General features: G+C 65.5%; 36 protein-coding genes. 34 read left to right on the forward strand and 2 right to left on the reverse strand.

What is annotated here, in order from left to right; translation table 11 throughout:
• Positions 1-121 precede the first annotated feature (121 nt).
• From B0675_RS12490 to B0675_RS12505, 3 genes are all read left to right on the forward strand, one after another.
• Positions 122-4,717, forward strand: a complete 4,596-nt coding sequence (locus tag B0675_RS12490; RefSeq protein ID WP_241539767.1) for a DUF6531 domain-containing protein — start codon at positions 122-124, stop codon at positions 4,715-4,717.
• An 865-nt stretch (positions 4,718-5,582) separates the two neighbouring features.
• Positions 5,583-6,053, forward strand: coding sequence for a hypothetical protein (locus tag B0675_RS12500; RefSeq protein WP_081218883.1), 471 nt, complete (start codon positions 5,583-5,585; stop codon positions 6,051-6,053).
• A gap of 102 nt (positions 6,054-6,155) precedes the next feature.
• Positions 6,156-6,629: a hypothetical protein gene (locus B0675_RS12505; RefSeq protein ID WP_081218884.1), complete on the forward strand. Its 474-nt coding sequence runs from the start codon at positions 6,156-6,158 to the stop codon at positions 6,627-6,629.
• Between the two features lie 67 nt (positions 6,630-6,696).
• Here the strand turns inward: B0675_RS12505 and B0675_RS12510 are convergent, their stop codons facing one another.
• On the reverse strand, positions 6,697-7,404 hold the full coding sequence (locus B0675_RS12510) for a hypothetical protein (protein WP_143661065.1): 708 nt from the start codon (positions 7,402-7,404) through the stop codon (positions 6,697-6,699).
• Between the two features lie 521 nt (positions 7,405-7,925).
• Here B0675_RS12510 and rpsJ point away from each other — a divergent pair.
• The 31 genes from rpsJ to truA all read left to right on the forward strand — a co-directional run bounded on the left by rpsJ (position 7,926) and on the right by truA (position 25,564).
• The gene (gene rpsJ, locus B0675_RS12515; protein WP_003948644.1) at positions 7,926-8,234 is read left to right on the forward strand and encodes a 30S ribosomal protein S10; all 309 of its coding nucleotides are present in this window, start codon (positions 7,926-7,928) and stop codon (positions 8,232-8,234) included.
• 17 nt (positions 8,235-8,251) lie between these two features.
• Positions 8,252-8,896 carry a 50S ribosomal protein L3 gene (gene rplC / locus B0675_RS12520; protein ID WP_081218886.1) on the forward strand — a complete coding sequence of 215 codons (645 nt, stop codon included), beginning with the start codon at positions 8,252-8,254 and terminating at the stop codon, positions 8,894-8,896.
• 4 nt (positions 8,897-8,900) lie between these two features.
• Entirely contained in the window at positions 8,901-9,557 is a 657-nt protein-coding gene (gene rplD / locus B0675_RS12525; protein WP_081218887.1) for a 50S ribosomal protein L4, read from the forward strand.
• Positions 9,557-9,973: a 50S ribosomal protein L23 gene (gene rplW, locus B0675_RS12530; RefSeq protein ID WP_081218888.1), complete on the forward strand. Its 417-nt coding sequence runs from the start codon at positions 9,557-9,559 to the stop codon at positions 9,971-9,973. The genes rplD and rplW overlap by 1 nt, the downstream gene beginning before the upstream one ends.
• A 39-nt stretch (positions 9,974-10,012) precedes the next feature.
• Positions 10,013-10,849 (forward strand): 50S ribosomal protein L2, encoded by an 837-nt coding sequence (rplB, locus tag B0675_RS12535; protein WP_081218889.1) that lies wholly within the window; start codon positions 10,013-10,015, stop codon positions 10,847-10,849.
• A 12-nt stretch (positions 10,850-10,861) separates the two neighbouring features.
• Positions 10,862-11,143: a 30S ribosomal protein S19 gene (gene rpsS / locus B0675_RS12540; protein WP_024755409.1), complete on the forward strand. Its 282-nt coding sequence runs from the start codon at positions 10,862-10,864 to the stop codon at positions 11,141-11,143.
• A 42-nt stretch (positions 11,144-11,185) separates the two neighbouring features.
• Positions 11,186-11,533: a 50S ribosomal protein L22 gene (rplV, locus tag B0675_RS12545; RefSeq protein ID WP_006604878.1), complete on the forward strand. Its 348-nt coding sequence runs from the start codon at positions 11,186-11,188 to the stop codon at positions 11,531-11,533.
• Positions 11,533-12,369: a 30S ribosomal protein S3 gene (gene rpsC / locus B0675_RS12550; RefSeq protein ID WP_081218890.1), complete on the forward strand. Its 837-nt coding sequence runs from the start codon at positions 11,533-11,535 to the stop codon at positions 12,367-12,369. The genes rplV and rpsC overlap by 1 nt, the downstream gene beginning before the upstream one ends.
• Before the next feature lie 5 nt (positions 12,370-12,374).
• Positions 12,375-12,794, forward strand: a complete 420-nt coding sequence (gene rplP / locus B0675_RS12555) for a 50S ribosomal protein L16 (protein ID WP_010986348.1) — start codon at positions 12,375-12,377, stop codon at positions 12,792-12,794.
• Positions 12,794-13,018, forward strand: a complete 225-nt coding sequence (gene rpmC / locus B0675_RS12560; protein WP_003998824.1) for a 50S ribosomal protein L29 — start codon at positions 12,794-12,796, stop codon at positions 13,016-13,018. The genes rplP and rpmC overlap by 1 nt, the downstream gene beginning before the upstream one ends.
• Complete coding sequence (gene rpsQ, locus B0675_RS12565) at positions 13,018-13,302, forward strand: 30S ribosomal protein S17 (protein ID WP_081218891.1); 285 nt, start codon at positions 13,018-13,020, stop codon at positions 13,300-13,302. Before rpmC ends, rpsQ begins: the two co-directional genes overlap by 1 nt.
• A 103-nt stretch (positions 13,303-13,405) precedes the next feature.
• Positions 13,406-13,774, forward strand: coding sequence for a 50S ribosomal protein L14 (rplN, locus tag B0675_RS12570; protein WP_003992364.1), 369 nt, complete (start codon positions 13,406-13,408; stop codon positions 13,772-13,774).
• A 2-nt stretch (positions 13,775-13,776) separates the two neighbouring features.
• A complete protein-coding gene (gene rplX, locus B0675_RS12575; RefSeq protein WP_081218892.1) occupies positions 13,777-14,100 on the forward strand; it encodes a 50S ribosomal protein L24 in 324 nt (107 codons plus the stop codon).
• Complete coding sequence (rplE, locus tag B0675_RS12580; protein WP_081218893.1) at positions 14,100-14,657, forward strand: 50S ribosomal protein L5; 558 nt, start codon at positions 14,100-14,102, stop codon at positions 14,655-14,657. Before rplX ends, rplE begins: the two co-directional genes overlap by 1 nt.
• A 5-nt stretch (positions 14,658-14,662) precedes the next feature.
• Positions 14,663-14,848 (forward strand): type Z 30S ribosomal protein S14, encoded by a 186-nt coding sequence (locus B0675_RS12585; RefSeq protein ID WP_003948630.1) that lies wholly within the window; start codon positions 14,663-14,665, stop codon positions 14,846-14,848.
• Between the two features lie 210 nt (positions 14,849-15,058).
• Positions 15,059-15,457, forward strand: coding sequence for a 30S ribosomal protein S8 (gene rpsH / locus B0675_RS12595; RefSeq protein ID WP_081218894.1), 399 nt, complete (start codon positions 15,059-15,061; stop codon positions 15,455-15,457).
• Between the two features lie 24 nt (positions 15,458-15,481).
• Positions 15,482-16,021: a 50S ribosomal protein L6 gene (gene rplF, locus B0675_RS12600; RefSeq protein ID WP_081218895.1), complete on the forward strand. Its 540-nt coding sequence runs from the start codon at positions 15,482-15,484 to the stop codon at positions 16,019-16,021.
• A gap of 3 nt (positions 16,022-16,024) precedes the next feature.
• Complete coding sequence (gene rplR / locus B0675_RS12605) at positions 16,025-16,408, forward strand: 50S ribosomal protein L18 (protein WP_081218896.1); 384 nt, start codon at positions 16,025-16,027, stop codon at positions 16,406-16,408.
• Between the two features lie 41 nt (positions 16,409-16,449).
• Positions 16,450-17,055, forward strand: coding sequence for a 30S ribosomal protein S5 (gene rpsE / locus B0675_RS12610; protein ID WP_037694140.1), 606 nt, complete (start codon positions 16,450-16,452; stop codon positions 17,053-17,055).
• The gene (gene rpmD / locus B0675_RS12615) at positions 17,055-17,237 is read left to right on the forward strand and encodes a 50S ribosomal protein L30 (RefSeq protein WP_055553514.1); all 183 of its coding nucleotides are present in this window, start codon (positions 17,055-17,057) and stop codon (positions 17,235-17,237) included. Before rpsE ends, rpmD begins: the two co-directional genes overlap by 1 nt.
• 3 nt (positions 17,238-17,240) lie before the next feature.
• Positions 17,241-17,696 carry a 50S ribosomal protein L15 gene (rplO, locus tag B0675_RS12620; protein WP_081218897.1) on the forward strand — a complete coding sequence of 152 codons (456 nt, stop codon included), beginning with the start codon at positions 17,241-17,243 and terminating at the stop codon, positions 17,694-17,696.
• A gap of 241 nt (positions 17,697-17,937) precedes the next feature.
• The gene (gene secY, locus B0675_RS12625; RefSeq protein WP_081218898.1) at positions 17,938-19,251 is read left to right on the forward strand and encodes a preprotein translocase subunit SecY; all 1,314 of its coding nucleotides are present in this window, start codon (positions 17,938-17,940) and stop codon (positions 19,249-19,251) included.
• A complete protein-coding gene (locus B0675_RS12630) occupies positions 19,251-19,907 on the forward strand; it encodes an adenylate kinase (protein WP_081218899.1) in 657 nt (218 codons plus the stop codon). Before secY ends, B0675_RS12630 begins: the two co-directional genes overlap by 1 nt.
• Positions 19,908-20,145: 238 nt before the next feature.
• Positions 20,146-20,985, forward strand: a complete 840-nt coding sequence (gene map, locus B0675_RS12635; RefSeq protein ID WP_081218900.1) for a type I methionyl aminopeptidase — start codon at positions 20,146-20,148, stop codon at positions 20,983-20,985.
• 336 nt (positions 20,986-21,321) lie between these two features.
• Positions 21,322-21,543 (forward strand): translation initiation factor IF-1, encoded by a 222-nt coding sequence (infA, locus tag B0675_RS12640; protein WP_003948620.1) that lies wholly within the window; start codon positions 21,322-21,324, stop codon positions 21,541-21,543.
• 68 nt (positions 21,544-21,611) lie between these two features.
• Positions 21,612-21,725 (forward strand): 50S ribosomal protein L36, encoded by a 114-nt coding sequence (gene rpmJ / locus B0675_RS12645; RefSeq protein ID WP_003998809.1) that lies wholly within the window; start codon positions 21,612-21,614, stop codon positions 21,723-21,725.
• 217 nt (positions 21,726-21,942) lie between these two features.
• Positions 21,943-22,323 (forward strand): 30S ribosomal protein S13, encoded by a 381-nt coding sequence (rpsM, locus tag B0675_RS12650; RefSeq protein WP_081218901.1) that lies wholly within the window; start codon positions 21,943-21,945, stop codon positions 22,321-22,323.
• Positions 22,324-22,392: 69 nt separating this feature from the next.
• Positions 22,393-22,797, forward strand: a complete 405-nt coding sequence (gene rpsK / locus B0675_RS12655) for a 30S ribosomal protein S11 (RefSeq protein ID WP_003956432.1) — start codon at positions 22,393-22,395, stop codon at positions 22,795-22,797.
• 126 nt (positions 22,798-22,923) lie between these two features.
• A complete protein-coding gene (locus tag B0675_RS12660) occupies positions 22,924-23,946 on the forward strand; it encodes a DNA-directed RNA polymerase subunit alpha (RefSeq protein ID WP_003966937.1) in 1,023 nt (340 codons plus the stop codon).
• Between the two features lie 161 nt (positions 23,947-24,107).
• Positions 24,108-24,605 carry a 50S ribosomal protein L17 gene (rplQ, locus tag B0675_RS12665; protein WP_081218902.1) on the forward strand — a complete coding sequence of 166 codons (498 nt, stop codon included), beginning with the start codon at positions 24,108-24,110 and terminating at the stop codon, positions 24,603-24,605.
• A 92-nt stretch (positions 24,606-24,697) separates the two neighbouring features.
• Positions 24,698-25,564 (forward strand): tRNA pseudouridine(38-40) synthase TruA, encoded by an 867-nt coding sequence (gene truA / locus B0675_RS12670; RefSeq protein ID WP_081218903.1) that lies wholly within the window; start codon positions 24,698-24,700, stop codon positions 25,562-25,564.
• Positions 25,565-25,609: 45 nt separating this feature from the next.
• Here truA and B0675_RS12675 read toward each other — a convergent pair whose 3' ends face one another.
• Positions 25,610-26,497 carry a hypothetical protein gene (locus B0675_RS12675; protein ID WP_081221749.1) on the reverse strand — a complete coding sequence of 296 codons (888 nt, stop codon included), beginning with the start codon at positions 26,495-26,497 and terminating at the stop codon, positions 25,610-25,612.
• Positions 26,498-26,539 lie beyond the last annotated feature (42 nt).

Genomic DNA, 26,539 nt, shown 5'->3' on the forward strand with positions numbered 1-26,539 from the left:
TGGGAAGCGAACCCCTGTTCCCTGTAAGTTCGCTTGTGCATACGCAAGTTGTTGGTGTCGTTGGTGGTGTTGCTGTCACGGGGGTTGCGGCATGGCGGGGAATCGGCCGGGTGACTGGCATGTGCTGGATCTGGACAGGGATCCGACGCCGGGTGATCCGGATCGGGTGCGGCATCTGTCGAAAAATCTGCATGACTTCGCCGATGACGTGGGTGATGCGCTGCGTCTGATCAAGGGGATGGCGGCCGAGGACACGGTTCTGCAGTGGGCGGGGAAGTCGGCGAAGGCGTTCCAGGACGAGTTCGCCGGTGTGCCGAAGCAGTTGAAGAAGCTGAAGAAGTCGTACGAGATGGCGGGGGATGCCCTGGCCGCTTACTGGCCGAAGCTGGAGCGGGCGCAGGCGCTGGCGGACAAGGCGCTGGCGAAGGGGCGGGACGCGCAGTCCGATCTGACGTCTGCGAAGTCGCGTCTTTCTTCGGCTGATTCGTGGGTGACGCGGGCGAACAAGGAAGCGGACAAGTACAAGGACGACCCGACCGGCAGCAAGGGCAGCGCTGAGAAGCCGGACGAGGCGAAGGTACGGGCCGCCACGCGGGATGCCCAGCACGCCAAGTCCGCGCACGACAGTGCTCAGTCGGATGTGACGACGGCGAGCAATGCGCTGGACGCGGCGAAGAAGATGGCTGCGGATGCCCGGACGATGCGGGAGGAGGCGGCGCGGGACGCGAAGTCGAAGATCGATGAGGCGTCGGATGCGGGGATCCACAACCGGAAGTGGTGGGAGGAGGTCGGGGACTGGTTCTCCGACAACTGGGACACGATCGTCGCGGTGTGCAAGGTCGTCGTCGCGGTGCTGGGGATCATCGCGATGATCATCGGGGGGCCGATCCTCGGCGCGATCGTGCTGATCGCGGCCCTGGTCGTGCTCGCGGACACTCTCAATAAATATGCGAAGGGGCAGGCGTCCCTATGGGATGTCGCCTTCGCCGCGCTGGACTGCATACCCGGCATGAAGGGCCTGACCACCCTCGGCGGCCTGGCCAAGGGCCTCAAGGGCGGCCTCGCCGCGATGAAGGGCCTCAAGGGCGGCCTGAAGGGGATGAGTCTGGCGGCGCGGGGGCTGGGCAAAAACGCCCGGGGGATGCTCGCGGATGGGGCGAAGGGCGCGTACAACCGGGTCAAGAGCGTGGTTCGCTCCAAGGGCAGCGACCCCGTGGACATGGCCACCGGGGCGATGTTCCTACCTCAGACCGACGTTGAACTTCCCGGCAACCTTCCTCTGGCCTTCACGCGACGGATTGCGTCCGACTATCGCTGCGGGTCGTGGTTCGGCCCTGGCTGGGCTTCCACCATCGACCAGCGTCTCGAGGTCGACGACCGAGGCGCTGTCTTCGTCACCGAAGATGGTCTGCTTCTGGCCTATCCCCACCCAACAGGACCTGGCATCCCTGTTCATCCGGAGGCCGGCCCACGGTGGAGCCTGACTCTCCTCGGCGACGGTGGCTACCGCGTCGATGATCCGCTCTCCGGTCACGCTCGCCACTTTGCCGCTCCTGCAGGCGGTGTTGCCAGGCTCACGCATATATCCGACCGCAACAACAACACCATCACGGTTGACTACGACGAGTACGAAGCTCCTGTGGCCATCCGCCACTCGGGCGGGTATCAGCTCAAACTGGATACCCAAGACGGCCGCGTCACCGCTCTGGCTCTGGCGGACGCCGCCCCCGACGGATCTGACGTCGTCATCAAGTGCTATCGGTACACCGATGGCAATCTCACCGAGGTCGTGAACTCGACTGGTCTTCCATTGCGGTTCACGTACGACGATCGTCTCCGCATCACGTCGTGGACTGACACCAACGACAGTCGTTACGAGTATGAGTACGACGAGCGCGACCGTTGTGTCGGCGAAGGCGGCGAGGCGGGCCACATCACCATCGCCCTCGACTATGACGGAAGCGACCCGGCCTGGCCGAACTGCCGCATCACCAGCCTTACTACGGCCGACGGCGCCATCACACGCTTCGTCATCAACGAAGCCAGTCAGGTCATCGCCGACATTGACTCCCTCGGTTCAGTGGTCCGTACCGAGTACGACGCTCATCACCACGTTGTGTCGCGCACCAATGAACTGGGCCACTCCACGCGTTTTGTCGTCGATGAGAGAGGCGCTGTGACGGAAGTCCTCCGTCCGGACTTTGCGACGACGCGCATCGACTACAACGACCTGAACTGTCCCACGATCATCCGTATGCCTGATGGAGCGTCCTGGTACAGAGAATACGACGAGCGCGGAAACTGCACGGCCATGACCGATCCAGTAGGGGCCACCACTCGGTTCACCTACGACACCGTGGGTCAACTCGTAGCAGTGGCAGATGCTTTGGGCAATGCCAGGACCGTCCAGTGTGACCCGGCGGGACTTCCGGTGGCAGCAACCGACCCCCTCGGCGCAATGACCACCTGGCAGCGTGATGCATTTGGTCGCATCGTCACCTACACGGATCCGGAGGGCCACAGCACTCAGATCGAATGGACAGTCGAGGGTCAGATTGCCAGCCGCACGACTGCGGACGGCGCCGTTGAGAGCTGGTCCTACGACGGGGAGGGCAACTGCACCAGCCATACGACACCCGCAGGCGCCACCACGCTCTTCGAGTACACCCACTTCGACCTGCCGTCCGCTCGGGTCGGTCCAGACGGGGCGCGGTACGAATTCATCCACGATCAGAACCTTCGGCTTACCAGCGTCATCAATCCGCAAGGTCTGATATGGGAGTACGAACACAATGCAGCCGGGCATCTGATCTCGGAGTCCGATTTCGACGACCGGAGCTTCGCGTACACCTACGATAAGGCGGGACGCCTTACCACTCGCACAGACATCCTCGGCAATCGCGTCCACTACGAACGCGACATCCTCGGAGATGTGGTCAAGAAAGTCACTGACGACGGTGCCACTGAGTTCGCGTACGACCCGAATCGACGGTTGGTCGAAGCGAACGGGCCGGATGTGTCGCTCACTCTTGAGCTCGACCCGAGCGGGCAGGTCATCTCGGAGACTGTTGGCGGCCGCAGCACAACCTACTGCCGTGACGCGCTGGGACGCCTGAAAGGCCGAACGACCCCCTCCGGGGCTTCTACGACCTGGACGTACGATGCGGCAGGTAACCGCACACAGCTGAACGCCTCAGGCCACAGTGTGCTCTTCGAGCGGGACTGGTCGGGCAACGAGGTCCGTCGCTCGGTGGGTGAGAACATCACCCTCACACACGCCTATGACGGCCTCGGCCGCCGTACTTCCCTGTCACTGAGCGTCCCCGGTGAAGTTCCTGTGCTGCACCGTGCCTACCGTTTCGGTGCGGACGGAAATCTCGTAGGCGACGATGACCAGTTCCACGGCGATCGTCGATTCGATCTGGATCTCGCCGGCCGTGTCACGGCCGTGCACGCCAATAACTGGACCGAGAGCTATGCGTACGATGGAGCGGGCAATCTCACCCGTGCCTCCTGGCCCGCGAAATATTTCGGTGAAGATTCCACCGGAGACCGTGCATACGCTGGTACGAGGCTCGTCGGTTCAGGCGGCACCAGCTACGAGTACGACGCCTTGGGGCGAACGGTTCTCCGACAGAAAAAACGACTGTCGCGCAAGCCTGACACCTGGCGTTACACATGGGATGTCGAAAGCAGGTTGACATCGGTTACGACGCCGGACGGAACGCTTTGGCGATACATGTACGATCCGCTTGGGCGGCGTACCGCCAAGCAGCGCATCGCTGAGGACGGACGAACCGTTGCGGAGCAGGTGGTTTTTACATGGGACGGTGCCACTCTTTGCGAGCAGACCACGCGTGAACGGTCTTACTCTCATGCGGTAACGGTCACATGGGACTATGACGGATTCCACCCGATAGCGCAGACGGAACGTATCGCGGAGGCCGAAGCACCTCAGGAGGAAATAGACTCACGGTTCTTCGGTATCATTACCGATCTCGTCGGTACGCCGACAGAGCTCTTCGATGAGGATGGTGCAGTCGCGTGGCGAGCACGGTCTAATCTCTGGGGCAAAGCGGCGTGGAATGCCGACGCTAAGGCTTACACGCCATTGCGATTCCCTGGCCAGTATTATGATCCAGAGTCGGGTCTCCACTACAACTATTTCCGCTTGTATGATCCGGAGAGTGCACGCTACCTGACGCCTGACCCTCTCGGCCTGGCACCCGCTCCGAATCCAGTTGCTTACGTCCACAACCCGCACACTGGAATAGACCCGCTCGGGTTGAGCCCCTACTACAGCGATATCGCGCCGAACGGCCAGCGAGGTCCTGCCTATGCGGAAGTCAGCCCGCAGACTTTGGACGATGCGGCCAACAAGCTGATCGGGAGCCCTCCGGGGCGCGGTCCCAGGTACGCGCCCCCTGGATTCCAGGGTGGTGCCGCCGGTCATTCGAGGGGACATCTGATCGGCCAGCAGTTCGGAGGGGACGGCCGGGACATGCGGAATATCGTCACGCAAGGTACGACACAAAACAATGGGCCGATCTCCGATGCCGAAGACCTGATCGCTGGGCATGTTAGATCTTCCGGCAACACCGTCACCATGAGTGTAACTCCTGAATATGCCAACGGTGGAAATGTTCCCAGCCACGTGCTTATAGAGGCTGTAGATGACTTCGGCTGGTCGTTCAGCCGGCGACTGTCGAATCTGTAAAGAGGTGTATCTCATGACTGGATCGGATCGTGTGGGTGCGGACGATCTCTCGGATCTCACATCACTCTGTCCGCCTCCAGAAATGCCCAGTCTGCCGTCACCGTGTGAGCTCCCGAGACTTCCTCAAAGCCATGGTGCTCTGGTTGACGCTTATGGGACCGGATGCTTTGACGAATTCCTATGGATCTTCGCTGCGGGTGCGGACAACGCGAACCTCGACATCGAAATCGCTACCGGAGCAATGCGGTCCATCCTGGACAGCAAAGCCGCTCCGGATCTCCGTGAAGCTCTTGCACGACACCAGTCGGAGCCAGGGGACCTCATCCAGTGGGGTACGACCGACAACGGGGACCCTCTCTTGTGGATTCCTGACGGGGACCCTGCCGACTGGCCGACCGTAATCATCCAGGCTGGGCAGCTTGAATTCATCGTCTCGTCGAGAACTTCAACGGGGGTCGTGCTGGACCTCTTGACCAGAGAGCTTCAACCTCCGTTCTTTCCGGAAGACTTCCCGAGCTCCCGCCCCGTGTTCTCCACGAATCCATACGAGTAGGCAGCTTCCTACGGGATGTTCTAGGCGGCACTCGTGTAGAGCTCCCGGGTAGCGCTGGAGCTGCGGGACTGCGTCACGGCTCTCGTATATTCAGTCGCGGAGCGGTTCGCGTTCTGGGAGCGTGTGGTGCGCTGGCCGGGGCCTGGCTGGGCGAGCGACGGTTTTTCCATCCCGTCAGCGCCAGGGCGAGGCCGGCGGCGGAACGTGGAGTGTGGTGGAAGCGCAGGTCAGTGCGTGATCCGTGGGGTTGATCACCGAGGCGTTGGAGGATCGCTGTGTGGGCCAGCGTCAGGGGAACGGTGAAGTACCGGCATGACATCCGGTCCTAACTGGGACACCGGAGAGGGGCTCATCCGTGTCCATGACCCCGCCGAGGTGGACGCCGCCTTTGAGCGGGGCAACGGGCACCTCGGGACCGCAGTGATCGGGCTGGCCTTCAACTGTTCGCTGAAGGAAGCCTCCCCGCGGATCATCCGGGCGATGCGCCTGTCGGACATCGACCAGCGCGTGTTCGCGTTCACCGCGGCCGGTGTCGCGGCCCGGCTCAACGGGGCGTTGACGCCGGAGCTCTACGCCGCGCTGCGCGCGGAAGGCCCCGGGCGGCTGAGTATCGCCGTGAACGCGATCGCCGACACCCTGTGCTTCGTGCCGTTCCGCGATCTGCCCCTATGGCTCAAGTGGTGGAAGATCGAGTCGAGGATTCGGGACAAGCTGGAGACCTGGCGACTGGAGTTCGTGTACGCGGTCGGTGATGTCCGGAAGGCCCTGCGCAGGAAGAGCTGACGGGTGTCTCTTAGCTGGTGACGAACGCCTTCGGTGGACGGCTGGGTGGAACACGAACCCAACTTTCCCCTGAGGTGCGGAGCACACCGGAAGGCAGGCGTCGTGGCGTACGAGATGTTTCGTTCCGCGCCGGAAACCAATGCTGCATGGGCCGCGCTGCCCGCGGCGGTCAGGGACGGCGTCGCCCGGTGTGACGCGGAGCGCCATGAGGCGGAGCGTTCCCGAGTAGCGCCGGAGCTGGGGGAGAGGATCACGTCACCCCTCTATTCGGTCGCGGAGCGGTTCGCGTCCTGGGAGCGTGTGGTCCGCCACTTGGAGCCCGGGTGGACGAGCGACGATTTCCATGCCATCAGCGCCTACGAGAACGACCTCGACTCCCGTGACTCGCTTGGGCAGTTGATGAAAGGACAGCTCGCGGAGGCGCAGGAGGGTGCCCTGGGCTGGCTGCTGTCGCAGTTGGGCCAGCGCTTCGTGGGCGCGATAGTTCCGGCCGAGCATTCGCTCCTGGGTGCGTCCGACCAGGGCGAGGCCCGAGGCGGAGTTCGGACTGTGGTGGAAGCGCAGGCCAGTGCGTGATCCATGGGACTGAGCATCGATGCGGCGGAGTATCGCTGTGCTGGGAAGCACCTCCCGGCCATGGCCCTCAACGCGTGAGCCGTTGCCCAAGCACCGGCAGCAGCCGATCCCTCAGCAGGCGGCCCGCCGGCTCCGTCGACAGCCACAGGAGCTTGTGGCGGGTGCCGTCTCGCATGGTCGCCGTCATCCCGGACGTCGTGAGGCCCCGGTGGAGGCGGGCCTCCGACAGTTCGGCGAGGGGGATCACCTTGTTCGTGCGGTGGACCGAGCGAACGCTCTCGGCGTCGAAGGGGATCACCTCGTAGGGGTCCTTCGCCGAGACGCCTGAGCCGCTCGCCGAGTTCACCACGGAATCCATCAGGCCGCTGCGCACGCGGATCAGGGCGTCCGGGAGCAGCCACAGCTCACCGTGTATCCAGTCCAGCCATCCCGTCGTGCAGGTGCGGGCCAGCAGACGGGCGGGCAGCAGGCGCAGCCGGGAGGCGCGGGCGGCAGCCTCGTCCAGCAGGGCGGTCCAGGCCCCGACGGAGCGGATGCGGCGGGGCTCCTCCGCGGTATGCGTGGGGGAGGAGAAGAAGAGCTGGGCCCAACCGCTCCGGTGCAGTTCCACGGTCAGCCGGACGTGCCAGTCGGCCGACGTGAGACTGATGCCCAGGTGCTCGCCGCCCTCGGACCGCAGCACGGGGGAGGGGTGGAGCCCCTCGGTCGACCAAAGCCCTCTCTGGAACTCCAGGACCTCTGCCATCGCATCCAGGGGTATGCCTGCTCGCGTCACGCCGGTGATCCTGTCGCAACGCGATCCCACGGGCCAGCGTTCTCTGCCTGTCAGGGCATGCTCAAGCCACCCAATTCGGCGTCGGCCGGAGAGTGCAAGGGGTCGCGGGTTTGACCTGCGTCACCTTAGGGGTACGATCCTCGGCTCGATTGGCCAGGTCCCTGCCCCGTATGGCAGACTAGCGGGGTTGCTCGGTCGAGTGCCGATGCTGCGCGCCTCCCGTCGGGAGGACTGGAAGCGAGTCCCACAGTACTCGTCGCTCGATCTGCCGTAAGGCAGCGCTCGGGCGGACGTACGGGAATCTTCCGGGAAGTGTCAGCGGGGTGCAGGCCAGGCGCCCGGTGGGTGTTCAGCCCCCGGTCCAGCGGTTGCTTTCGGGCGAGCCGCGTCCCACGTAGGGAAATCCGTTACGGATATCTGTGCGGCAGGAGCGCGACACACCCGACCGCGTGGGTCGGAGAGCAGGACGCGAACCCCCGGGTTCCAGAGCGTTTCACTAGACAAAGGACTACTGAGTAGCCATGGCGGGACAGAAGATCCGCATCCGGCTCAAGGCCTACGACCACGAGGTCATCGACTCCTCGGCGAAGAAGATCGTCGAGACGGTGACGCGCACTGGTGCGTCGGTCGCGGGCCCGGTGCCGCTGCCCACTGAGAAGAACGTGTACTGCGTCATCAAGTCGCCGCACAAGTACAAGGACTCGCGCGAGCACTTCGAGATGCGCACGCACAAGCGCCTCATCGACATCCTCGACCCGACGCCCAAGACCGTTGACTCCCTGATGCGACTCGACCTTCCGGCCGGTGTCGACATCGAGATCAAGCTCTAGGGATCGGTGATCTGAGAATGGCTAAGCAGATCAAGGGAATCCTGGGCGAGAAGCTCGGCATGACGCAGGTGTGGGACGAGAACAACCGTGTTGTTCCCGTCACCGTCGTCAAGGCCGGCCCGAACGTCGTGACCCAGGTCCGTACGAATGACTCCGACGGCTACGAGTCGGTCCAGATCGCCTTCGGCGAGATCGACCCGCGCAAGGTGAACAAGCCCCTCAAGGGTCACTTCGCCAAGGCCGACGTCACGCCCCGCCGCCACCTCGTCGAGATCCGTACCGCTGACGCCAGCGAGTACACCCTCGGCCAGGAGATCACCGCTGAGGTGTTCGAGGCCGGCCTCAAGGTGGACGTGACCGGCAAGAGCAAGGGCAAGGGCTTCGCCGGTGTCATGAAGCGTCACAACTTCAAGGGCCTCGGCGCCGGACACGGTGTCCAGCGCAAGCACCGCTCTCCCGGCTCCATCGGTGGCTGTGCCACCCCGGGCCGTGTGTTCAAGGGCGTCCGCATGGCGGGCCGCATGGGCAACGAGCGGGTCACCACCCAGAACCTGACCGTTCACGCCGTTGACGCGGAGAAGGGCCTGCTCCTCATCAAGGGAGCGATCCCTGGTCCGAACGGCGGCCTCGTCCTGGTCCGTACCGCGGCCAAGGGGGCCTGAGGACATGAGCACCATTGACATTCTGTCGCCCTCCGGCGACAACGCCGGGACCGTAGAGCTCCCGGCCGAGATCTTCGATGTAGAGAAGATCAGCATCCCGCTGCTCCACCAGGTTGTCGTCGCGCAGCTGGCCGCGGCCCGTCAGGGCACGCACAAGGTCAAGCGTCGTGGCGAGGTCCGTGGTGGTGGCCGCAAGCCTTACCGCCAGAAGGGCACCGGCCGCGCCCGTCAGGGCTCGACCCGCGCGCCTCAGTTCGCCGGCGGTGGCGTCGTTCACGGCCCCACCCCGCGTGACTACTCGCAGCGGACCCCGAAGAAGATGAAGGCCGCGGCCCTGCGCCACGCCCTCACCGACCGGGCCCGCAACGCTCGCATCCACGTCATCACCGGCGTGATCGAGGGCGAGACCCCCTCCACCAAGGCCGCGAAGAGCTTCCTCGGCAAGGTCAGCGAGCGCAAGAACGTGCTCCTGGTCATCGAGCGCTCCGACGAGGCCGCGCTGCTCTCCGCGCGCAACCTGCCCCAGGTCCACATCCTGGAGCCGGGCCAGCTCAACACGTACGACGTTCTCGTCTCGGACGACGTGGTCTTCACCCAGGCCGCTTTCGAGTCCTTCGTGTCTGGCCCCCAGGCCGCTGACACCGAAGGGAGCGAAGCCTGATGGCTACGCGTCACCCGAGCATTGCCTCGAAGGCCGCCAAGGTCGCCAAGGCCGCGCGCGTCGCCAAGGCGAAGCGCCACGAGGCCGAAGGCAAGAACACCGTCGAGACCCCGCTGAGCAAGAGCTTCACGGACCCCCGTGACGTCCTCCTCAAGCCGGTCGTCTCGGAGAAGAGCTACGCGCTGCTCGACGAGGGCAAGTACACCTTCGTCGTCGACCCGCGGGCCAACAAGACCCAGATCAAGCAGGCCGTCCAGGCGGTCTTCTCGGTCAAGGTCACCGGGGTCAACACGATCAACCGTCAGGGCAAGCGCAAGCGCACCAAGACGGGCTTCGGCAAGCGTGCTGACAGCAAGCGCGCGATCGTGACCCTCGCTGAGGGCGACCGTATCGACATCTTCGGCCAGGCCTCCTAACGGAGCGCCCTGGTCCGAATATCGGACGAGGACTGAGAAATGGGAATCCGCAAGTACAAGCCGACTACGCCGGGCCGTCGTGGCTCGAGCGTCGCCGACTTCGTCGAGGTCACGCGGTCCACGCCGGAGAAGTCGCTGGTCCGCCCGCTGCACAGCAAGGGCGGCCGTAACAACGCCGGTCGTGTGACCGTTCGCCACCAGGGTGGCGGACACAAGCGCGCCTACCGAGTGATCGACTTCCGTCGTCACGACAAGGACGGCGTGCCGGCGAAGGTCGCGCACATCGAGTACGACCCCAACCGCACCGCGCGCATCGCGCTGCTTCACTACGCGGACGGCGAGAAGCGCTACATCCTCGCCCCCCGCAACCTGTCGCAGGGCGACCGCGTCGAGAACGGTCCCGGGGCCGACATCAAGCCGGGCAACAACCTGGCGCTCCGCAACATCCCGGTCGGTACCACGATCCACGCGATCGAGATCCGTCCCGGTGGCGGCGCCAAGTTCGCCCGCTCCGCCGGTGCCTCGGTGCAGCTGCTCGCGAAGGAGGGCACCATGGCCCACCTCCGCATGCCGTCGGGTGAGATCCGCCTGGTCGACCAGCGCTGCCGCGCCACGGTCGGCGAGGTCGGCAACGCCGAGCAGAGCAACATCAACTGGGGTAAGGCCGGCCGTAAGCGCTGGCTGGGCGTTCGCCCGTCCGTCCGCGGTGTGGCGATGAACCCGGTTGACCACCCGCACGGTGGTGGTGAGGGCAAGACCTCCGGTGGTCGCCACCCGGTCTCCCCGTGGGGTCAGAAGGAGGGTCGTACTCGTTCGCCGAAGAAGGCTTCGAACAAGTACATCGTCCGCCGCCGCAAGACGAACAAGAAGCGCTAGGAGCGGGTTTAGATGCCGCGCAGTCTCAAGAAGGGACCCTTCGTCGACGGACACCTTGTAAAGAAGGTGGACGTACAGAACGAAGCCGGTACCAAGAACGTCATCAAGACCTGGTCCCGTCGCTCGATGATCATCCCGGCCATGCTCGGCCACACGATCGCGGTGCACAACGGCAAGACCCACATCCCGGTGTTTGTCACCGAGTCGATGGTCGGCCACAAGCTCGGCGAGTTCTCGCCGACGCGCACCTTCCGGGGTCACGTCAAGGACGACCGGAAGTCGAAGCGCCGCTAACGCGGGGTGGAATCGACCATGACAGACACTGGAAGGACAACCATGGAAGCCAGGGCCCAGGCGCGGTACATCCGCGTCACGCCCATGAAGGCCCGCCGAGTGGTGGACCTTATCCGTGGCATGGATGCCACGGAGGCTCAGGCGGTCCTGCGTTTCGCCCCGCAGGCCGCGAGCGTGCCGGTCGGCAAGGTGCTTGACAGCGCCATTGCCAACGCCGCACACAACTACGACCACACCGACGCCGGCAGCCTCGTCATCTCCGAGGCCTACGTCGACGAGGGTCCGACCCTGAAGCGGTTCCGGCCGCGTGCCCAGGGCCGTGCCTACCGGATCCGCAAGCGGACCAGCCACATCACCGTGGTCGTCAGCAGCAAGGAAGGAACCCGGTAATGGGCCAGAAGGTTAACCCGCATGGGTTCCGGCTCGGCATCACCACGGACTTCAAGTCCCGCTGGTACGCCGACAAGCTGTACAAGGACTACGTCAAGGAAGACGTCGCCATCCGTCGGATGATGTCGTCCGGCATGGAGCGCGCCGGTATCTCGAAGGTTGAGATCGAGCGCACCCGTGACCGCGTGCGGGTGGACATCCACACCGCGCGTCCCGGCATCGTCATCGGCCGCCGTGGCGCCGAGGCCGACCGCATCCGCGGTGACCTCGAGAAGCTCACGGGCAAGCAGGTCCAGCTGAACATCCTCGAGGTCAAGAACCCCGAGACCGATGCTCAGCTGGTGGCCCAGGCCGTTGCCGAGCAGCTGTCCTCCCGCGTTTCCTTCCGTCGCGCCATGCGTAAGAGCATGCAGGGCACGATGAAGGCCGGCGCCAAGGGCATCAAGATCCAGTGCGGCGGCCGCCTCGGTGGCGCCGAGATGTCCCGCTCGGAGTTCTACCGCGAGGGCCGTGTGCCCCTGCACACGCTCCGCGCGAACGTCGACTACGGCTTCTTCGAGGCCAAGACGACCTTCGGCCGTATCGGTGTGAAGGTCTGGATCTACAAGGGCGACGTCAAGAACATCGCCGAGGTCCGCGCCGAGAACGCTGCTGCCCGCGCCGGCAACCGCCCGGCCCGTGGTGGCGGCAACGACCGCCCGGCCGGCCGTGGTGGCCGCGGTGGCGAGCGTGGCGGTCGCGGTCGTAAGCCGCAGCAGGCTCCCGCCGCCGAGGCCCCCAAGGCCGAGGCTCCGGCGGCTGCCGCTCCGGCTGAGAGCACCGGAACGGAGGCCTGACCGACATGCTGATCCCCCGTAGGGTCAAGCACCGCAAGCAGCACCACCCGAAGCGCCGTGGTCAGGCCAAGGGCGGTACGCAGGTTTCGTTCGGCGAGTACGGCATTCAGGCCCTCACGCCGGCGTACGTGACGAACCGTCAGATCGAGGCCGCTCGTATCGCGATGACCCGCCACATCAAGCGTGGCGGCAAGGTCTGGATCAACATCTACCCGGACCGCCCGCTCACGAAGAAGCCTGCCGAGACCCGCATGGGTTCCGGTAAGGGTTCGCCCGAGTGGTGGATCGCGAACGTGCACCCGGGCCGGGTCATGTTCGAACTGTCCTACCCCAACGAGAAGATCGCCCGTGAGGCCCTCACTCGCGCAGCCCACAAGCTGCCGATGAAGTGCCGGATCGTCAAGCGCGAGGCAGGTGAAGCGTGATGTCGGCCGGTACCAAGGCGTCCGAGCTGCGCGAACTGGGTGACGAGGAGCTTCTCGCGAAGCTCCGCGAAGCCAAGGAAGAGCTGTTCAACCTCCGCTTCCAGGCGGCGACCGGTCAGCTCGAGAACCACGGTCGGCTCAAGGCCGTCCGTAAGGACATCGCGCGGATCTACACCCTGATGCGTGAGCGCGAGCTGGGCATCGAGACGGTGGAGAGCGCCTGATGACTGAGAGCAACGTGACCGAGCAGAAGACCGACCGCGGTTTCCGCAAGACCCGTGAGGGTCTGGTCGTCAGCGACAAGATGGACAAGACCGTCGTCGTCGCTGTCGAGGACCGCGTGAAGCACGCCCTGTACGGCAAGGTCATCCGCCGTACGAGCAAGCTCAAGGCCCACGACGAGCAGAACGCCGCAGGCGTCGGCGACCGCGTCCTCCTCATGGAGACCCGGCCGCTGTCCTCGACGAAGCGCTGGCGCATCGTCGAGATCCTCGAGAAGGCCAAGTAATTACCTGAGGGGTATCCCTCAGGTTGGTTCCGCCAGGCTCGGGGCGGGGTCGCCGTAAAGGCCGACCCCGCCCCGGGAACCGGCAGACAATCAGGAGATAGACGTGATCCAGCAGGAGTCGCGACTGCGTGTCGCCGACAACACTGGTGCGAAGGAAATCCTTTGCATCCGTGTGCTCGGTGGCTCCGGTCGCCGCTACGCGGGCATCGGTGACGTCATCGTCGCCACCGTCAAGGACGCGATCCCCGGCGGCAATGTGAAGAAGGGTGACGTCATCAAGGCGGTCATCGTTCGCACCGTCAAGGAGCGCCGCCGTCCGGACGGCTCGTACATCCGTTTCGACGAGAACGCCGCCGTCATTCTGAAGAACGACGGCGACCCTCGCGGCACCCGTATCTTCGGCCCGGTGGGCCGTGAGCTGCGCGAGAAGAAGTTCATGAAGATCATCTCGCTCGCGCCGGAGGTGCTGTAAGCATGAAGATCAAGAAGGGCGACCTGGTTCAGGTCATCACCGGTAAGGACAAGGGCAAGCAGGGCAAGGTCATTGCCGCTTACCCGCGCGACGAGCGCGTCCTGGTCGAGGGTGTCAACCGGGTCAAGAAGCACACGAAGGCCGGCCCGACCGCCAAGGGTTCGCAGGCTGGTGGCATCGTCACGACCGAGGCGCCCGTCCACGTCTCCAACGTCCAGCTGGTCGTTGAGAAGGACGGCGACAAGGTCGTCACGCGCGTCGGTTACCGCTTCGACGACGAGGGCAACAAGATCCGCGTTGCCAAGCGGACGGGTGAGGACATCTGATGGCTACCACCACCACTCCGCGTCTCAAGACGAAGTACCGCGAGGAGATCGCGGGCAAGCTGCAGGACGAGTTCTCCTACGAGAACGTCATGCAGACCCCGGGTCTCGTCAAGATCGTGGTCAACATGGGTGTCGGCGACGCCGCCCGTGACTCGAAGCTCATGGACGGTGCCGTCCGTGACCTGACCACCATCACCGGTCAGAAGCCGGCCATCACCAAGGCCCGGAAGTCCATCGCGCAGTTCAAGCTGCGCGAGGGTCAGCCGATCGGTGCGCACGTCACCCTCCGTGGCGACCGCATGTGGGAGTTCCTGGACCGCACCCTGTCGCTCGCGCTTCCGCGCATCCGCGACTTCCGTGGTCTGTCCCCCAAGCAGTTCGACGGCCGTGGCAACTACACCTTCGGTCTCACGGAGCAGGTCATGTTCCACGAGATCGACCAGGACAAGATCGACCGCGTCCGGGGTATGGACATCACCGTGGTCACCACGGCGACCAACGACGCTGAGGGCCGTGCCCTTCTCCGTCACCTCGGCTTCCCCTTCAAGGAGGCGTAAGCGAGATGGCGAAGAAGGCTCTGATTGCCAAGGCTGCTCGTAAGCCCAAGTTCGGTGTGCGTGGCTACACGCGCTGCCAGCGCTGCGGTCGTCCGCACTCCGTGTACCGCAAGTTCGGCCTGTGCCGCGTCTGCCTTCGTGAGATGGCTCACCGTGGCGAGCTGCCGGGCGTGACCAAGAGCTCCTGGTAGTCCCCCCAACAAGGGATTCCAGGGCTCTCGGTAAGTAAAGGGCTCTGTCAGGTGCCCACCCCTCCATGCCTTAGGCTAGGAGGGTTGGGCGCCTGACGCCCGTACGACTTACTACGCCGTAGGTCCCCGCACCGCACCCGTCCCGCCACTGAGTGGGGAGAGGGATGGCGCATACAGGAAACCCCGGCGAGAGAGGCCGAAGGCCAATTCATGACCATGACTGATCCCATCGCAGACATGCTTACTCGTCTGCGTAACGCGAACTCGGCGTACCACGACGATGTCGCGATGCCGCACAGCAAGATCAAGTCGCACATCGCAGAGATCCTCCAGCAGGAGGGCTTCATCACCGGCTGGAAGGTCGAGGACGCCGAGGTCGGCAAGAAGCTCGTCCTCGAGCTGAAGTTCGGCCCGAACCGTGAGCGCTCCATTGCGGGCATCAAGCGGATCTCGAAGCCTGGTCTGCGTGTGTACGCGAAGTCCACCTCCCTGCCCAAGGTGCTCGGTGGCCTCGGCGTGGCGATCATCTCCACGTCGCACGGTCTCCTCACTGGACAGCAGGCCGGCAAGAAGGGCGTAGGCGGAGAAGTTCTCGCCTACGTCTGGTAGCGGAAGGGAACGGAGGAAACAGCTATGTCGCGTATTGGCAAGCTCCCCATCACGGTTCCCGCCGGCGTGGACGTCACCATCGACGGCCGTACGGTCCAGGTGAAGGGCCCCAAGGGCGCCCTCTCCCACACCGTCGCGGCGCCGATCGAGGTCGCCAAGGGTGAGGACGGCATTCTCAATGTCACCCGCCCGAACGACGAGCGTCAGAACAAGGCCCTCCACGGCCTGTCCCGCACGCTGGTGGCGAACATGATCACCGGCGTGACCACGGGTTACGTGAAGAAGCTCGAAATCAGCGGTGTCGGTTACCGCGTCCTGGCGAAGGGCTCCAACCTGGAGTTCTCGCTCGGCTACAGCCACTCGATCACGGTCGAGGCGCCCGAGGGCATCTCGTTCAAGGTCGAGAACCCGACGCACTTCTCGGTCGAGGGCATCGACAAGCAGAAGGTCGGAGAGGTTGCGGCCAACATCCGCAAGCTGCGGAAGCCCGACCCGTACAAGGCCAAGGGTGTCAAGTACGAAGGCGAAGTCATCCGCCGCAAGGTCGGAAAGGCGGGTAAGTAAGCCATGGCATACGGTGTCAAGATTGCTAAGGGCGACGCTTACAAGCGTGCTGCCATCAAGCGTCGTCACATCCGGATCCGTAAGCACATCTCGGGTACGGCTGAGCGTCCGCGCCTGGTCGTGACGCGTTCCAACCGCCACATCGTGGCCCAGGTCATCGACGACGTTAAGGGTCACACCCTGGCGTCGGCGTCGACCCTGGACACGACGATCCGCGGCGGCGAGAACGACAAGTCGGCCCAGGCGAAGTCGGTCGGCGCTCTTGTCGCCGAGCGCGCCAAGGCCGCCGGTGTCGAGGCTGTCGTATTCGACCGTGGTGGAAACCAGTACGCCGGGCGCATTGCCGCCCTGGCGGACGCCGCCCGCGAAGCCGGACTCAAGTTCTGAGTCGGTTCCGTAGCTAGCGGAAACAGAGAGAGGTAATTCCAATGGCTGGACCCCAGCGCCGCGGTGGCGGTGCCGGTGGCGGCGAGCGGCGGGACCGGAAGGGCCGTGACGGCGGCGCAGCTGCTGCCGAAAAGACCGCGTACGTTGAGCGCGTTGTCGCGATCAACCGCGTCGCCAAGGTTGTGAAGGGTGGTCGTCGCTTCAGCTTCACCGCGCTGGTCGTGGTGGGCGATGGTGACGGCACCGTCGGTGTCGGTTACGGCAAGGCCAAGGAGGTGCCGGCCGCGATCGCCAAGGGTGTTGAAGAGGCCAAGAAGCACTTCTTCAAGGTCCCCCGTATCCAGGGCACCATCCCGCACCCGATCACGGGCGAGAAGGCTGCGGGCGTCGTCCTGCTCAAGCCTGCTTCCCCCGGTACCGGCGTTATCGCCGGTGGCCCGGTGCGAGCTGTCCTGGAGTGCGCCGGCGTGCACGACATCCTGTCGAAGTCGCTCGGCTCGTCGAACGCGATCAACATCGTGCACGCGACCGTGGCGGCCCTCAAGGGTCTGCAGCGTCCCGAGGAGATCGCGGCTCGCCGTGGTCTGCCCCTCGAGGACGTCGCCCCCGCGGCTCTCCTTCGGGCGCGTGCAGGGGCGGGTGCGTAATGGCTCGCCTCAAGGTCACGCAGACGAAGTCGTACATCGGCAGCAAGCAGAACCACCGTGACACCCTGCGCTCCCTTGGTCTCAAGGGCATCAACACGCAGGTCGTCAAGGAGGACCGCCCCGAGTTCCGCGGAATGGTTCACACCGTCCGCCACCTCGTGACGGTCGAGGAGGTCGACTAGATCATGGCGGAGAACAACCCGCTCAAGATCCACAACCTCCGTCCCGCCCCGGGCGCCAAGACCGCCAAGACTCGTGTTGGTCGTGGTGAGGCGTCGAAGGGTAAGACGGCTGGTCGTGGTACCAAGGGCACGAAGGCTCGTTACCAGGTTCCGGAGCGTTTCGAGGGTGGCCAGATGCCCCTCCACATGCGCCTTCCGAAGCTCAAGGGCTTCCGTAACCCGTTCAAGACCGAGTTCCAGGTCGTGAACCTCGACAAGCTGGGCGCGCTGTACCCGGACGGTGGCGAGGTCACCGTCGAGGGTCTCGTCGCCAAGGGTGCCGTTCGCAAGAACAGCCTCGTCAAGGTCCTCGGCCAGGGCGAGATCTCCGTGGCGCTGCAGGTGGCGGTCGACGCCGTCTCCGGTTCCGCCAAGGAGAAGATCACCGCCGCGGGCGGTACGGTCACCGAGCTCGTCTGATTTCAGACACCTCGATGACATGAGCGATCCCGACCGGGGATGCCCCACAAAAGGGGCATCCCCGGTTGGTCGTTCCTAGGGGGGCAGTGTCGCCGGTAAGGTGGCCTGCACTGTTAATTTTCGTCCGGTGTGACTCAAGGGAACTCCGGGCGGGCTTTGACTGTTGGTTAGCTGTCAGTCATCCGTCGAACCTCAAGACCGTCACCTCTGACGCAGTAGCGCGGGGGTCGCAGGAGGCACCGTGCTCACCGCGTTCGCCCGGGCGTTCAGGACGCCCGACCTGCGCAAGAAGCTGCTCTTCACGCTGGCCATCATCGTGGTCTACCGGGTCGGTACGCACATTCCGATCCCCGGCGTGGACTACAAGAACGTCCAGACGTGTATGGACGTGGCCGACAAGAACCGCGGGCTGTTCAGCCTGATCAACATGTTCAGTGGCGGCGCGCTGCTGCAGATCACCATCTTCGCGCTCGGGATCATGCCGTACATCACGGCGAGCATCATCCTGCAGCTGCTGACCGTGGTCATCCCGCGTCTGGAGGCCCTCAAGAAGGAGGGTCAGGCCGGCACGGCGAAGATCACGCAGTACACGCGGTACCTGACGGTCGCGCTCGCCATCCTGCAGGGCACGGGCCTGGTGGCCACCGCTCGCAGCGGCGCCCTGTTCGGTACCTGCCCGGTCGGCAACCAGATCGTCCCGGACCAGTCGATCTTCACCACGATCACGATGGTCATCACGATGACCGCCGGTACCTGCGTCGTCATGTGGCTCGGTGAGCTCATCACCGACCGCGGCATCGGCAACGGCATGTCGATCCTCATGTTCATCTCGATCGCCGCGACCTTCCCGAGCGCCCTGTGGACCGTCAAGATCCAGGGCAAGCTGGCGGACGGCTGGATCGAGTTCGGCACGGTGATCCTGGTGGGCCTGTTCATGGTCGGCCTGGTGGTCTTCGTCGAGCAGGCGCAGCGACGGATCCCGGTCCAGTACGCGAAGCGCATGATCGGCCGCCGTTCGTACGGCGGCACGTCGACCTACATCCCGTTGAAGGTCAACCAGGCAGGTGTGATCCCTGTCATCTTCGCGTCGTCGCTGCTCTACATCCCGAGCCTCATCGCCCAGTTCTCGAAGGGCAATTCGGGGTGGAAGACGTGGATCACGAACAACCTGACCAAGGGTGACCACCCGATTTACATCGCGATGTACTTCCTTCTGATCGTTTTCTTCGCGTTCTTCTACGTGGCGATCTCGTTCAACCCCGAGGAAGTAGCCGACAACATGAAGAAGTATGGTGGCTTCATCCCGGGCATCCGGGCTGGCCGGCCGACCGCTGAGTACCTCAGTTACGTACTCAACCGGATCACCTGGCCGGGTTCGCTGTATCTGGGGCTGATCGCTCTCGTACCGACAGTGGCGTTGGTTGGTTTCGGGGCAAACCAGAACTTCCCGTTCGGTGGCACAAGCATCCTGATCATCGTGGGTGTCGGCCTCGAGACGGTGAAGCAGATCGAGAGTCAGCTTCAGCAGCGCAATTACGAAGGGTTCCTCCGCTGATGCGAATCGTCCTCGTCGGGCCGCCCGGTGCCGGGAAGGGAACGCAGGCTGCGTTCCTCGCCAAGAATCTGGGGATCCCGCACATCTCCACGGGCGACCTGTTCCGCGCCAACATCAGTCGGCAGACGGAACTGGGCAAGCTGGCGAAGTCCTACATGGACAAGGGCGATCTGGTACCCGACGAGGTCACCATCGCCATGGCCAAGGACCGCATGGAGCAGCCCGACGCGGAGAACGGCTTCCTCCTCGACGGCTTCCCGCGCAACGTCTCGCAGGCCGAGGCGCTCGACGAGATGCTGAGCACCGAGGGCATGAAGCTGGACGCGGTGCTGGACCTGGAGGTCCCCGAGGACGAGGTGGTCCGCCGTATCGCGGGCCGTCGCATCTGCCGCAACGACTCGTCGCACGTGTTCCACGTGTCGTACAAGGCGCCCGAGCAGGAAGGCGTCTGTGACGTCTGCGGCGGCGAGCTGTACCAGCGCGACGACGACTCCGAGGAGACCGTCCGCAAGCGCCTGGAGGTCTACCACACGCAGACCGAGCCGATCATCGACTACTACCGGGCGCAGAGCCTGGTCGTCACGATCCTCGCGCTCGGCAAGGTGGAAGAGGTCACGGGACGCGCCATGGAGGCGCTGTCCCGCGAGGCCGCCTAGGTCTCGTGCGGGATCCGCTCCGCGGTGCAGGTGACCGCGGGCGCGTGAAGCAGTACGTCGCATCGGCCGCGGTACCCGCTCGGGGTGCCGCGGCCGACGTGCGCGACGGGGTCGGGCCGTGAGCCCCGCGGGGGAGAGGTCCAAGGCCCCGGGCGGGGCGGGGCCCGGTCCCCGTATCGTTGGGGTAGTCCGTCGTTGAGACAGTCCGTCGTCCCGGTCCAGAAAGGCCGCAGCCACCATGGTGCAGATCAAGACCCCCGAGCAGATCGCCAAGATGCGTGAGGCGGGACTGGTCGTCGCCGCGATCCATGCGGCCACGCGTGAGGCGGCCGTGCCCGGTGCGACGACCCGGGATCTGGACGAGGTCGCGCGCAAGGTCCTGGCGGAGCACGAGGCCAAGCCGAACTTCCTCGGGTACGGCGGGTTCCCCGCGACGATCTGCACCTCGGTGAACGAGGTCGTGGTCCACGGCATCCCGGACGACAAGACCGTCCTGAAGGACGGCGACATCATCTCCATCGACGCCGGCGCGATCGTGGACGGCTGGCACGGCGACGCCGCGTTCACCGCCTTCGTGGGCTCCGGCCACGCTCCGGAGGTGGTCGAGCTCTCCCGGGTGACCGAGGAGTCGATGTGGGCGGGCATCGCGGCCATGAAGCTGGGCAACCGGCTGGTGGACGTCTCCCGGGCCATCGAGACGTACATCCGCCGGCAGCCGAAGCCGGGCGGCGGCAAGTACGGCATCGTCGAGGACTACGGCGGCCACGGCATCGGCACCGAGATGCACATGGACCCGCACCTGCTGAACTACGTCGAGCGCAGGCGTGGCAAGGGTCCGAAGCTGGTCCCCGGGTTCTGCCTCGCGATCGAGCCGATGGTGTCGCTCGGCACTCCGCGGACCGAGGTCCTGGAGGACGACTGGACCGTCATCACCACGGACGGCACCTGGTCCTCGCACTGGGAGCACTCCGTGGCGCTGACCGAGGACGGTCCGCTGGTCCTGACGGCCCCCGACGGCGGCAAGGCCAAGCTCGCCGAGTTCGGGATCACGACGGCCCCCGACCCCCTGGCCGGCTGAGACGACCGCGTGCGGAACGCGGGGGAGATCCTTTACGATCTTGCTCGCGTTCCCCTCTCTTCCCTCGACCCTCCTCGCGACTCCCTCGTCACTGTGGCGTTCGGCTCACCTCCGCGCCGCCCCTTCCAGCCGACCGTGTGCTAGCCGGTCCGCCCTGCTCCTCGCGCATACCACGCCGACGGGTGGGGCATCGTCATGAGAAGGCGGAGAACGCCGGAGACGAATTCGTCTTTCCGGGAGCCCTGACGTAGACTGACTCGTCGGCTCTCGTGCACCCGCATGTCTGCATGCGGCTCGTGCGGAGTCGATCAAGGTAGTCGATTCGAAGGGCGAAGCGTGGCCAAGAAGCAAGGTGCCATCGAGATCGAAGGCACTGTCGTCGAGTCTCTCCCGAACGCCATGTTCAAGGTGGAGCTCCAGAACGGCCACCAGGTCCTGGCTCACATCAGCGGCAAGATGCGTATGCACTACATCCGTATCCTCCCTGACGACCGGGTCGTGGTGGAGTTGTCTCCGTACGACCTGACGCGTGGCCGGATCGTCTACCGCTACAAGTAGATCTTGCCTTGCTCCGTGTTCCCGTTCCGGGGCGCGGGGGGTGGCACTGACCCGGAGAACCTCACCTAATGAAGGTCAAGCCGAGCGTCAAGAAGATCTGCGACAAGTGCAGGGTGATCCGCCGTCACGGTCGGGTCATGGTCATCTGCGAAAACCCGCGCCACAAGCAGCGCCAGGGCTGACGCACGACCGAACCTTCTGCATCCGCAGATACTTCGCGCGACGCAAGCAGTACATGTTCATACGCGGAACCCAGGGCTGACGTACGTCGGCCCTGACACCCCCGGTCGGAGGCCGGGGACCCGGTTCGTACCGAATTCTCGATCCAAGGATCGGAGAACGACGGCGGGCGGGATCCGGTTCTGTGGAAGACCTCCGAACGACAACTGGAGCCATTGAATGGCACGCGTTTCCGGTGTTGACATCCCGCGCGAAAAGCGTGTGGAGGTCGCCCTCACCTACGTGTTCGGCATCGGCCGGACGCTTTCCCAGCTGACGCTGGCCGAGACTGGCGTGAACCCCAACACGCGCGTTCGTGACCTCTCCGAGGAGGAGCTGGTCAAGATCCGCGAGTACGTGGACGCCAACATCAAGACCGAGGGTGACCTCCGTCGCGAGATCCAGGGCGACATTCGCCGGAAGATCGAGATCGGCTGCTACCAGGGCATCCGCCACCGTCGTGGCCTGCCCGTGCACGGTCAGCGCACCAGCACGAACGCCCGTACCCGCAAGGGCCCGCGTCGCGCGATCGCCGGCAAGAAGAAGCCGGGCAAGAAGTAGTCCTCAGCGGACAACGCTTCACCAGCGGTCTTCGCTGTAGGACCGACCACCTCCCCGTAGGAGAAATAGATGCCCCCCAAGGGTCGTCAGGGCGCTGCCAAGAAGGTGCGCCGCAAGGAAAAGAAGAACGTCGCTCACGGCCACGCGCACATCAAGAGCACGTTCAACAACACGATCGTCTCGATCACGGACCCCTCGGGCAACGTGATCTCCTGGGCCTCCGCCGGCCACGTCGGCTTCAAGGGCTCGCGCAAGTCCACTCCGTTCGCCGCGCAGATGGCCGCCGAGTCGGCTGCCCGTCGCGCGCAGGAGCACGGCATGCGCAAGGTGGACGTGTTCGTCAAGGGTCCCGGCTCCGGCCGTGAGACCGCGATCCGCTCCCTCCAGGCCACCGGCCTCGAGGTCGGCTCGATCCAGGACGTCACTCCCACCCCGCACAACGGCTGCCGTCCGCCCAAGCGCCGCCGCGTCTGACGCACGGTTGTCTCGCGTCTGACCGGGCTTTCGGGCGGTACGTCTCCTCGGAGGTGTGCCGCCCGTACCCTTGCAGTAACAGCAGGGCGTCAAATAGCGGGCGCCCATGACTGAAGGATTCACACCATGCTGATCGCTCAGCGTCCCTCGTTGACCGAAGAGGTCGTCGACGAATTCCGCTCCCGGTTCGTGATCGAGCCGCTGGAGCCGGGCTTCGGCTACACCCTCGGCAACTCTCTTCGCCGCACGCTCCTCTCCTCGATCCCCGGCGCCGCTGTCACCAGCATCCGGATCGACGGTGTCCTGCACGAGTTCACCACCGTGCCGGGCGTCAAGGAGGACGTCACCGACCTGATCCTCAACATCAAGCAGCTGGTCGTCTCCTCGGAGCACGACGAGCCGGTCGTGATGTACCTGCGCAAGCAGGGCCCGGGTCTGGTCACCGCCGCCGACATCGCGCCCCCGGCCGGTGTCGAGGTGCACAACCCCGACCTCGTCCTCGCCACGCTCAACGGCAAGGGCAAGCTGGAGATGGAGCTGACCGTCGAGCGCGGTCGCGGCTACGTCTCCGCCGTTCAGAACAAGCAGGTCGGTCAGGAGATCGGGCGCATCCCGGTCGACTCGATCTACTCGCCGGTGCTGAAGGTCACGTACAAGGTCGAGGCGACCCGTGTCGAGCAGCGCACCGACTTCGACAAGCTGATCGTCGACGTCGAGACCAAGCAGGCCATGCGTCCCCGTGACGCCATGGCGTCGGCCGGTAAGACCCTGGTCGAGCTGTTCGGTCTGGCGCGCGAGCTCAACATCGACGCCGAGGGCATCGACATGGGCCCGTCCCCCACGGACGCCGCCCTCGCCGCCGATCTCGCCCTGCCGATCGAGGAGCTGGAGCTCACCGTTCGGTCGTACAACTGCCTCAAGCGTGAGGGCATCCACTCCGTGGGTGAGCTCGTCGCCCGCTCCGAGGCCGACCTCCTGGACATCCGCAACTTCGGCGCGAAGTCCATCGACGAGGTCAAGGCGAAGCTGGCCGGCATGGGCCTGGCCCTGAAGGACAGCCCGCCCGGATTCGACCCGACCGCCGCCGCCGACGCCTTCGGCGCCGACGACGACGCGGACGCCGGCTTCGTCGAGACCGAGCAGTACTGAGGCTCGGGACCGACGGTTCCGTCTTGGCTGCCGACCGGCCGTGGCTGGTCGGCAGTTCCCCGCGCCCCTTCGGGGCGCGCGGGGTCTCCGACGGGCAATCGCCCGCTCGGACACTGACTTCGGTACCTGATACGGCCGAAGCAGACACCTAGGAGAAACACATGCCGAAGCCTGCCAAGGGTGCCCGTCTGGGCGGCAGCGCCGCGCACGAGAAGCTGCTCCTCGCGAACCTCGCGAAGTCGCTCTTCGAGCACGGCCGCATCACCACCACCGAGGCCAAGGCCCGTCGCCTGCGTCCCTACGCCGAGCGTCTGGTCACCAAGGCGAAGAAGGGTGACCTTCACAACCGCCGTCAGGTGCTCTCGGTGATCACGGACAAGAGCGTCGTGCACACGCTCTTCACCGAGATCGGCCCGCGCTACGAGAACCGCCCGGGTGGCTACACCCGTATCACCAAGATCGGTAACCGCCGTGGCGACAACGCGCCCATGGCTGTCATCGAGCTGGTCGAGGCCCTGACCGTGGCCCAGCAGGCCACCGGTGAGGCCGAGGCCGCGACCAAGCGTTCCGCCAAGGACGCCGAGGCTCCGGCCAAGGTCGAGGACACCAAGGTCGAGGACGCCACCGAGGCTCCCGCCGAGGAGTCGAAGGACGCCTGAGGCACCGCCTCGCTGTGAGTGGGTCCGTCCCTTCGGGGGCGGGCCCGCTTTCGCGTTTCCGGCGCCGACGCCGGGCTTGAGAGGATCCACGAGTGAGTGACGAAGCAGAGCCCGGGTTCGTACGGGTACGGATGGACCTGTCCTACGACGGGAGCGGGTTCTCCGGGTGGGCGAAGCAGGCCAGTGGCCGCAGGACCGTCCAGGGCGACATCGAGGACGCGCTGCGGACGGTGACGCGGACGAAGGACACCACCTACGAGCTGACCGTGGCCGGGCGGACCGACGCCGGGGTGCACGCGCGCGGCCAGGTGGCCCACGTCGACCTGCCCGAGGAAGTGTGGGCGGAGCACCGCGAGAAGCTGCTGAAGCGGCTCGCCGGACGGCTGGAGAAGGACGTCCGGGTGTGGTCGCTCACCGAGGCGCCCGCGGGGTTCAACGCCCGCTTCTCGGCGGTCTGGCGGCGGTACGCCTACCGCGTCACCGACGAACCCGGTGGTGTCGATCCGCTGCTGCGCAGTCATGTCCTGTGGCATGACTGGCCGTTGGACGTCGACGCCATGAACCGGGCCGCCGAAGGGCTGCTGGGGGAGCACGACTTCGCCGCCTACTGCAAGAAGCGCGAGGGCGCGACGACCATCCGTACGCTCCAGGAACTGAGCCTGGTGCGGGGCGCGGACGGCGTCATCACCGCGACCGTGCGGGCCGACGCGTTCTGCCACAACATGGTGCGCTCGCTCATCGGCGCCCTGCTGTTCGTGGGGGACGGCCACCGAGGACCCGACTGGCCGGGCAAGGTGCTCGCCGCCGGGGTACGGGACTCCGCCGTCCACGTCGTACGCCCGCACGGACTGACGCTGGAGGAAGTCGGCTATCCCGCCGACGAGTTGCTGGCCGCGCGGAACAAGGAGGCGCGGAACAAGCGCACGTTGCCCGGCGCGGACGGCTGCGCCGGCTGCTGACCGCCGGAGGCGGCCGGGGCGCACCCGGCCGCCGTACGGGGGGAGTTACTGCGCGGCGGCCGCGGAGGCCTGGGCCTCGCCGCGGCGGCGGATCTGCCGGAAGGCGAACTCGGCCAGGTCGTCGCCGCTCGTGAACACCGCGGTGTCCTTCGTCGTCACGTCCTTGCCGTTGCTGAAGCCGGCGAGGGTGAAGTAGGCGTACCGGCCGTAGGCGTTGGTGGTGGAACGGCAGACGGCCGCGTCGCAGAAGGCCTTGACGCCGTTGCCCGACAGGGACGAGATGATGCTCTTCTTGTCCGCGTCGGCCTTCGCCTTGGTCGCCTTGGCCTCGGAGTCGAAGACCGCGACACCGACCGTGACCGCGACGCCGTCCTTGCTGTAGGTGACGCGCAGGAAGCGGGTGCAGCCGTCCTTGGTGAGGACCGGCGGGAGCGTGCCCTTCGCGGCCGAGGCGCAGTTCTTCGTGTCGGCCGTCGGGCCCTTGCGGTAGACGCGGTCGCCCATGGTGAGCTGCGTACCGGGGAAGAGGATGTCCGGACTCAGCGGCGCCGTGTCCTTCTGCGCGCTGGATATGAACTCCTTCGGATCCAGCGGCGGCGGAGCCGAGGTCGGCTCGAACGACGGCGCCGGTTCCGAGGAACTCGGGATGTCCGCGGTGGCGGGCAGGTTCGACGGCTGGTTGGACGCCTGGTTGCTCCCGTTGGCGTTCACGACGGCCATGGCCACGGCAGCGCCGACCGCCACGGTGGCCACCGCCCCGCCCACGATGAACAGCAGCCTGCGGCGCTTGTTGCGCGTCTCGGAAGCCTCCGCCAGCGCGGCCCAGTCGGGGCTCGCGCCGGTCTGCTGGCCGCCCCACTGGGACTGTTGCTGAGAACCCGGCTTCCAGGGGTCCCACGGGGCCTGCCCCTGCCCACCCTGCCCATAACTCATGCGCCGCATCTTAGACGGGCGTTGGGGGGTGCCGTTCCGCTC

Source organism: Streptomyces sp. M41(2017), assembly GCF_002078175.1.
Lineage (GTDB): Bacteria > Actinomycetota > Actinomycetes > Streptomycetales > Streptomycetaceae > Streptomyces.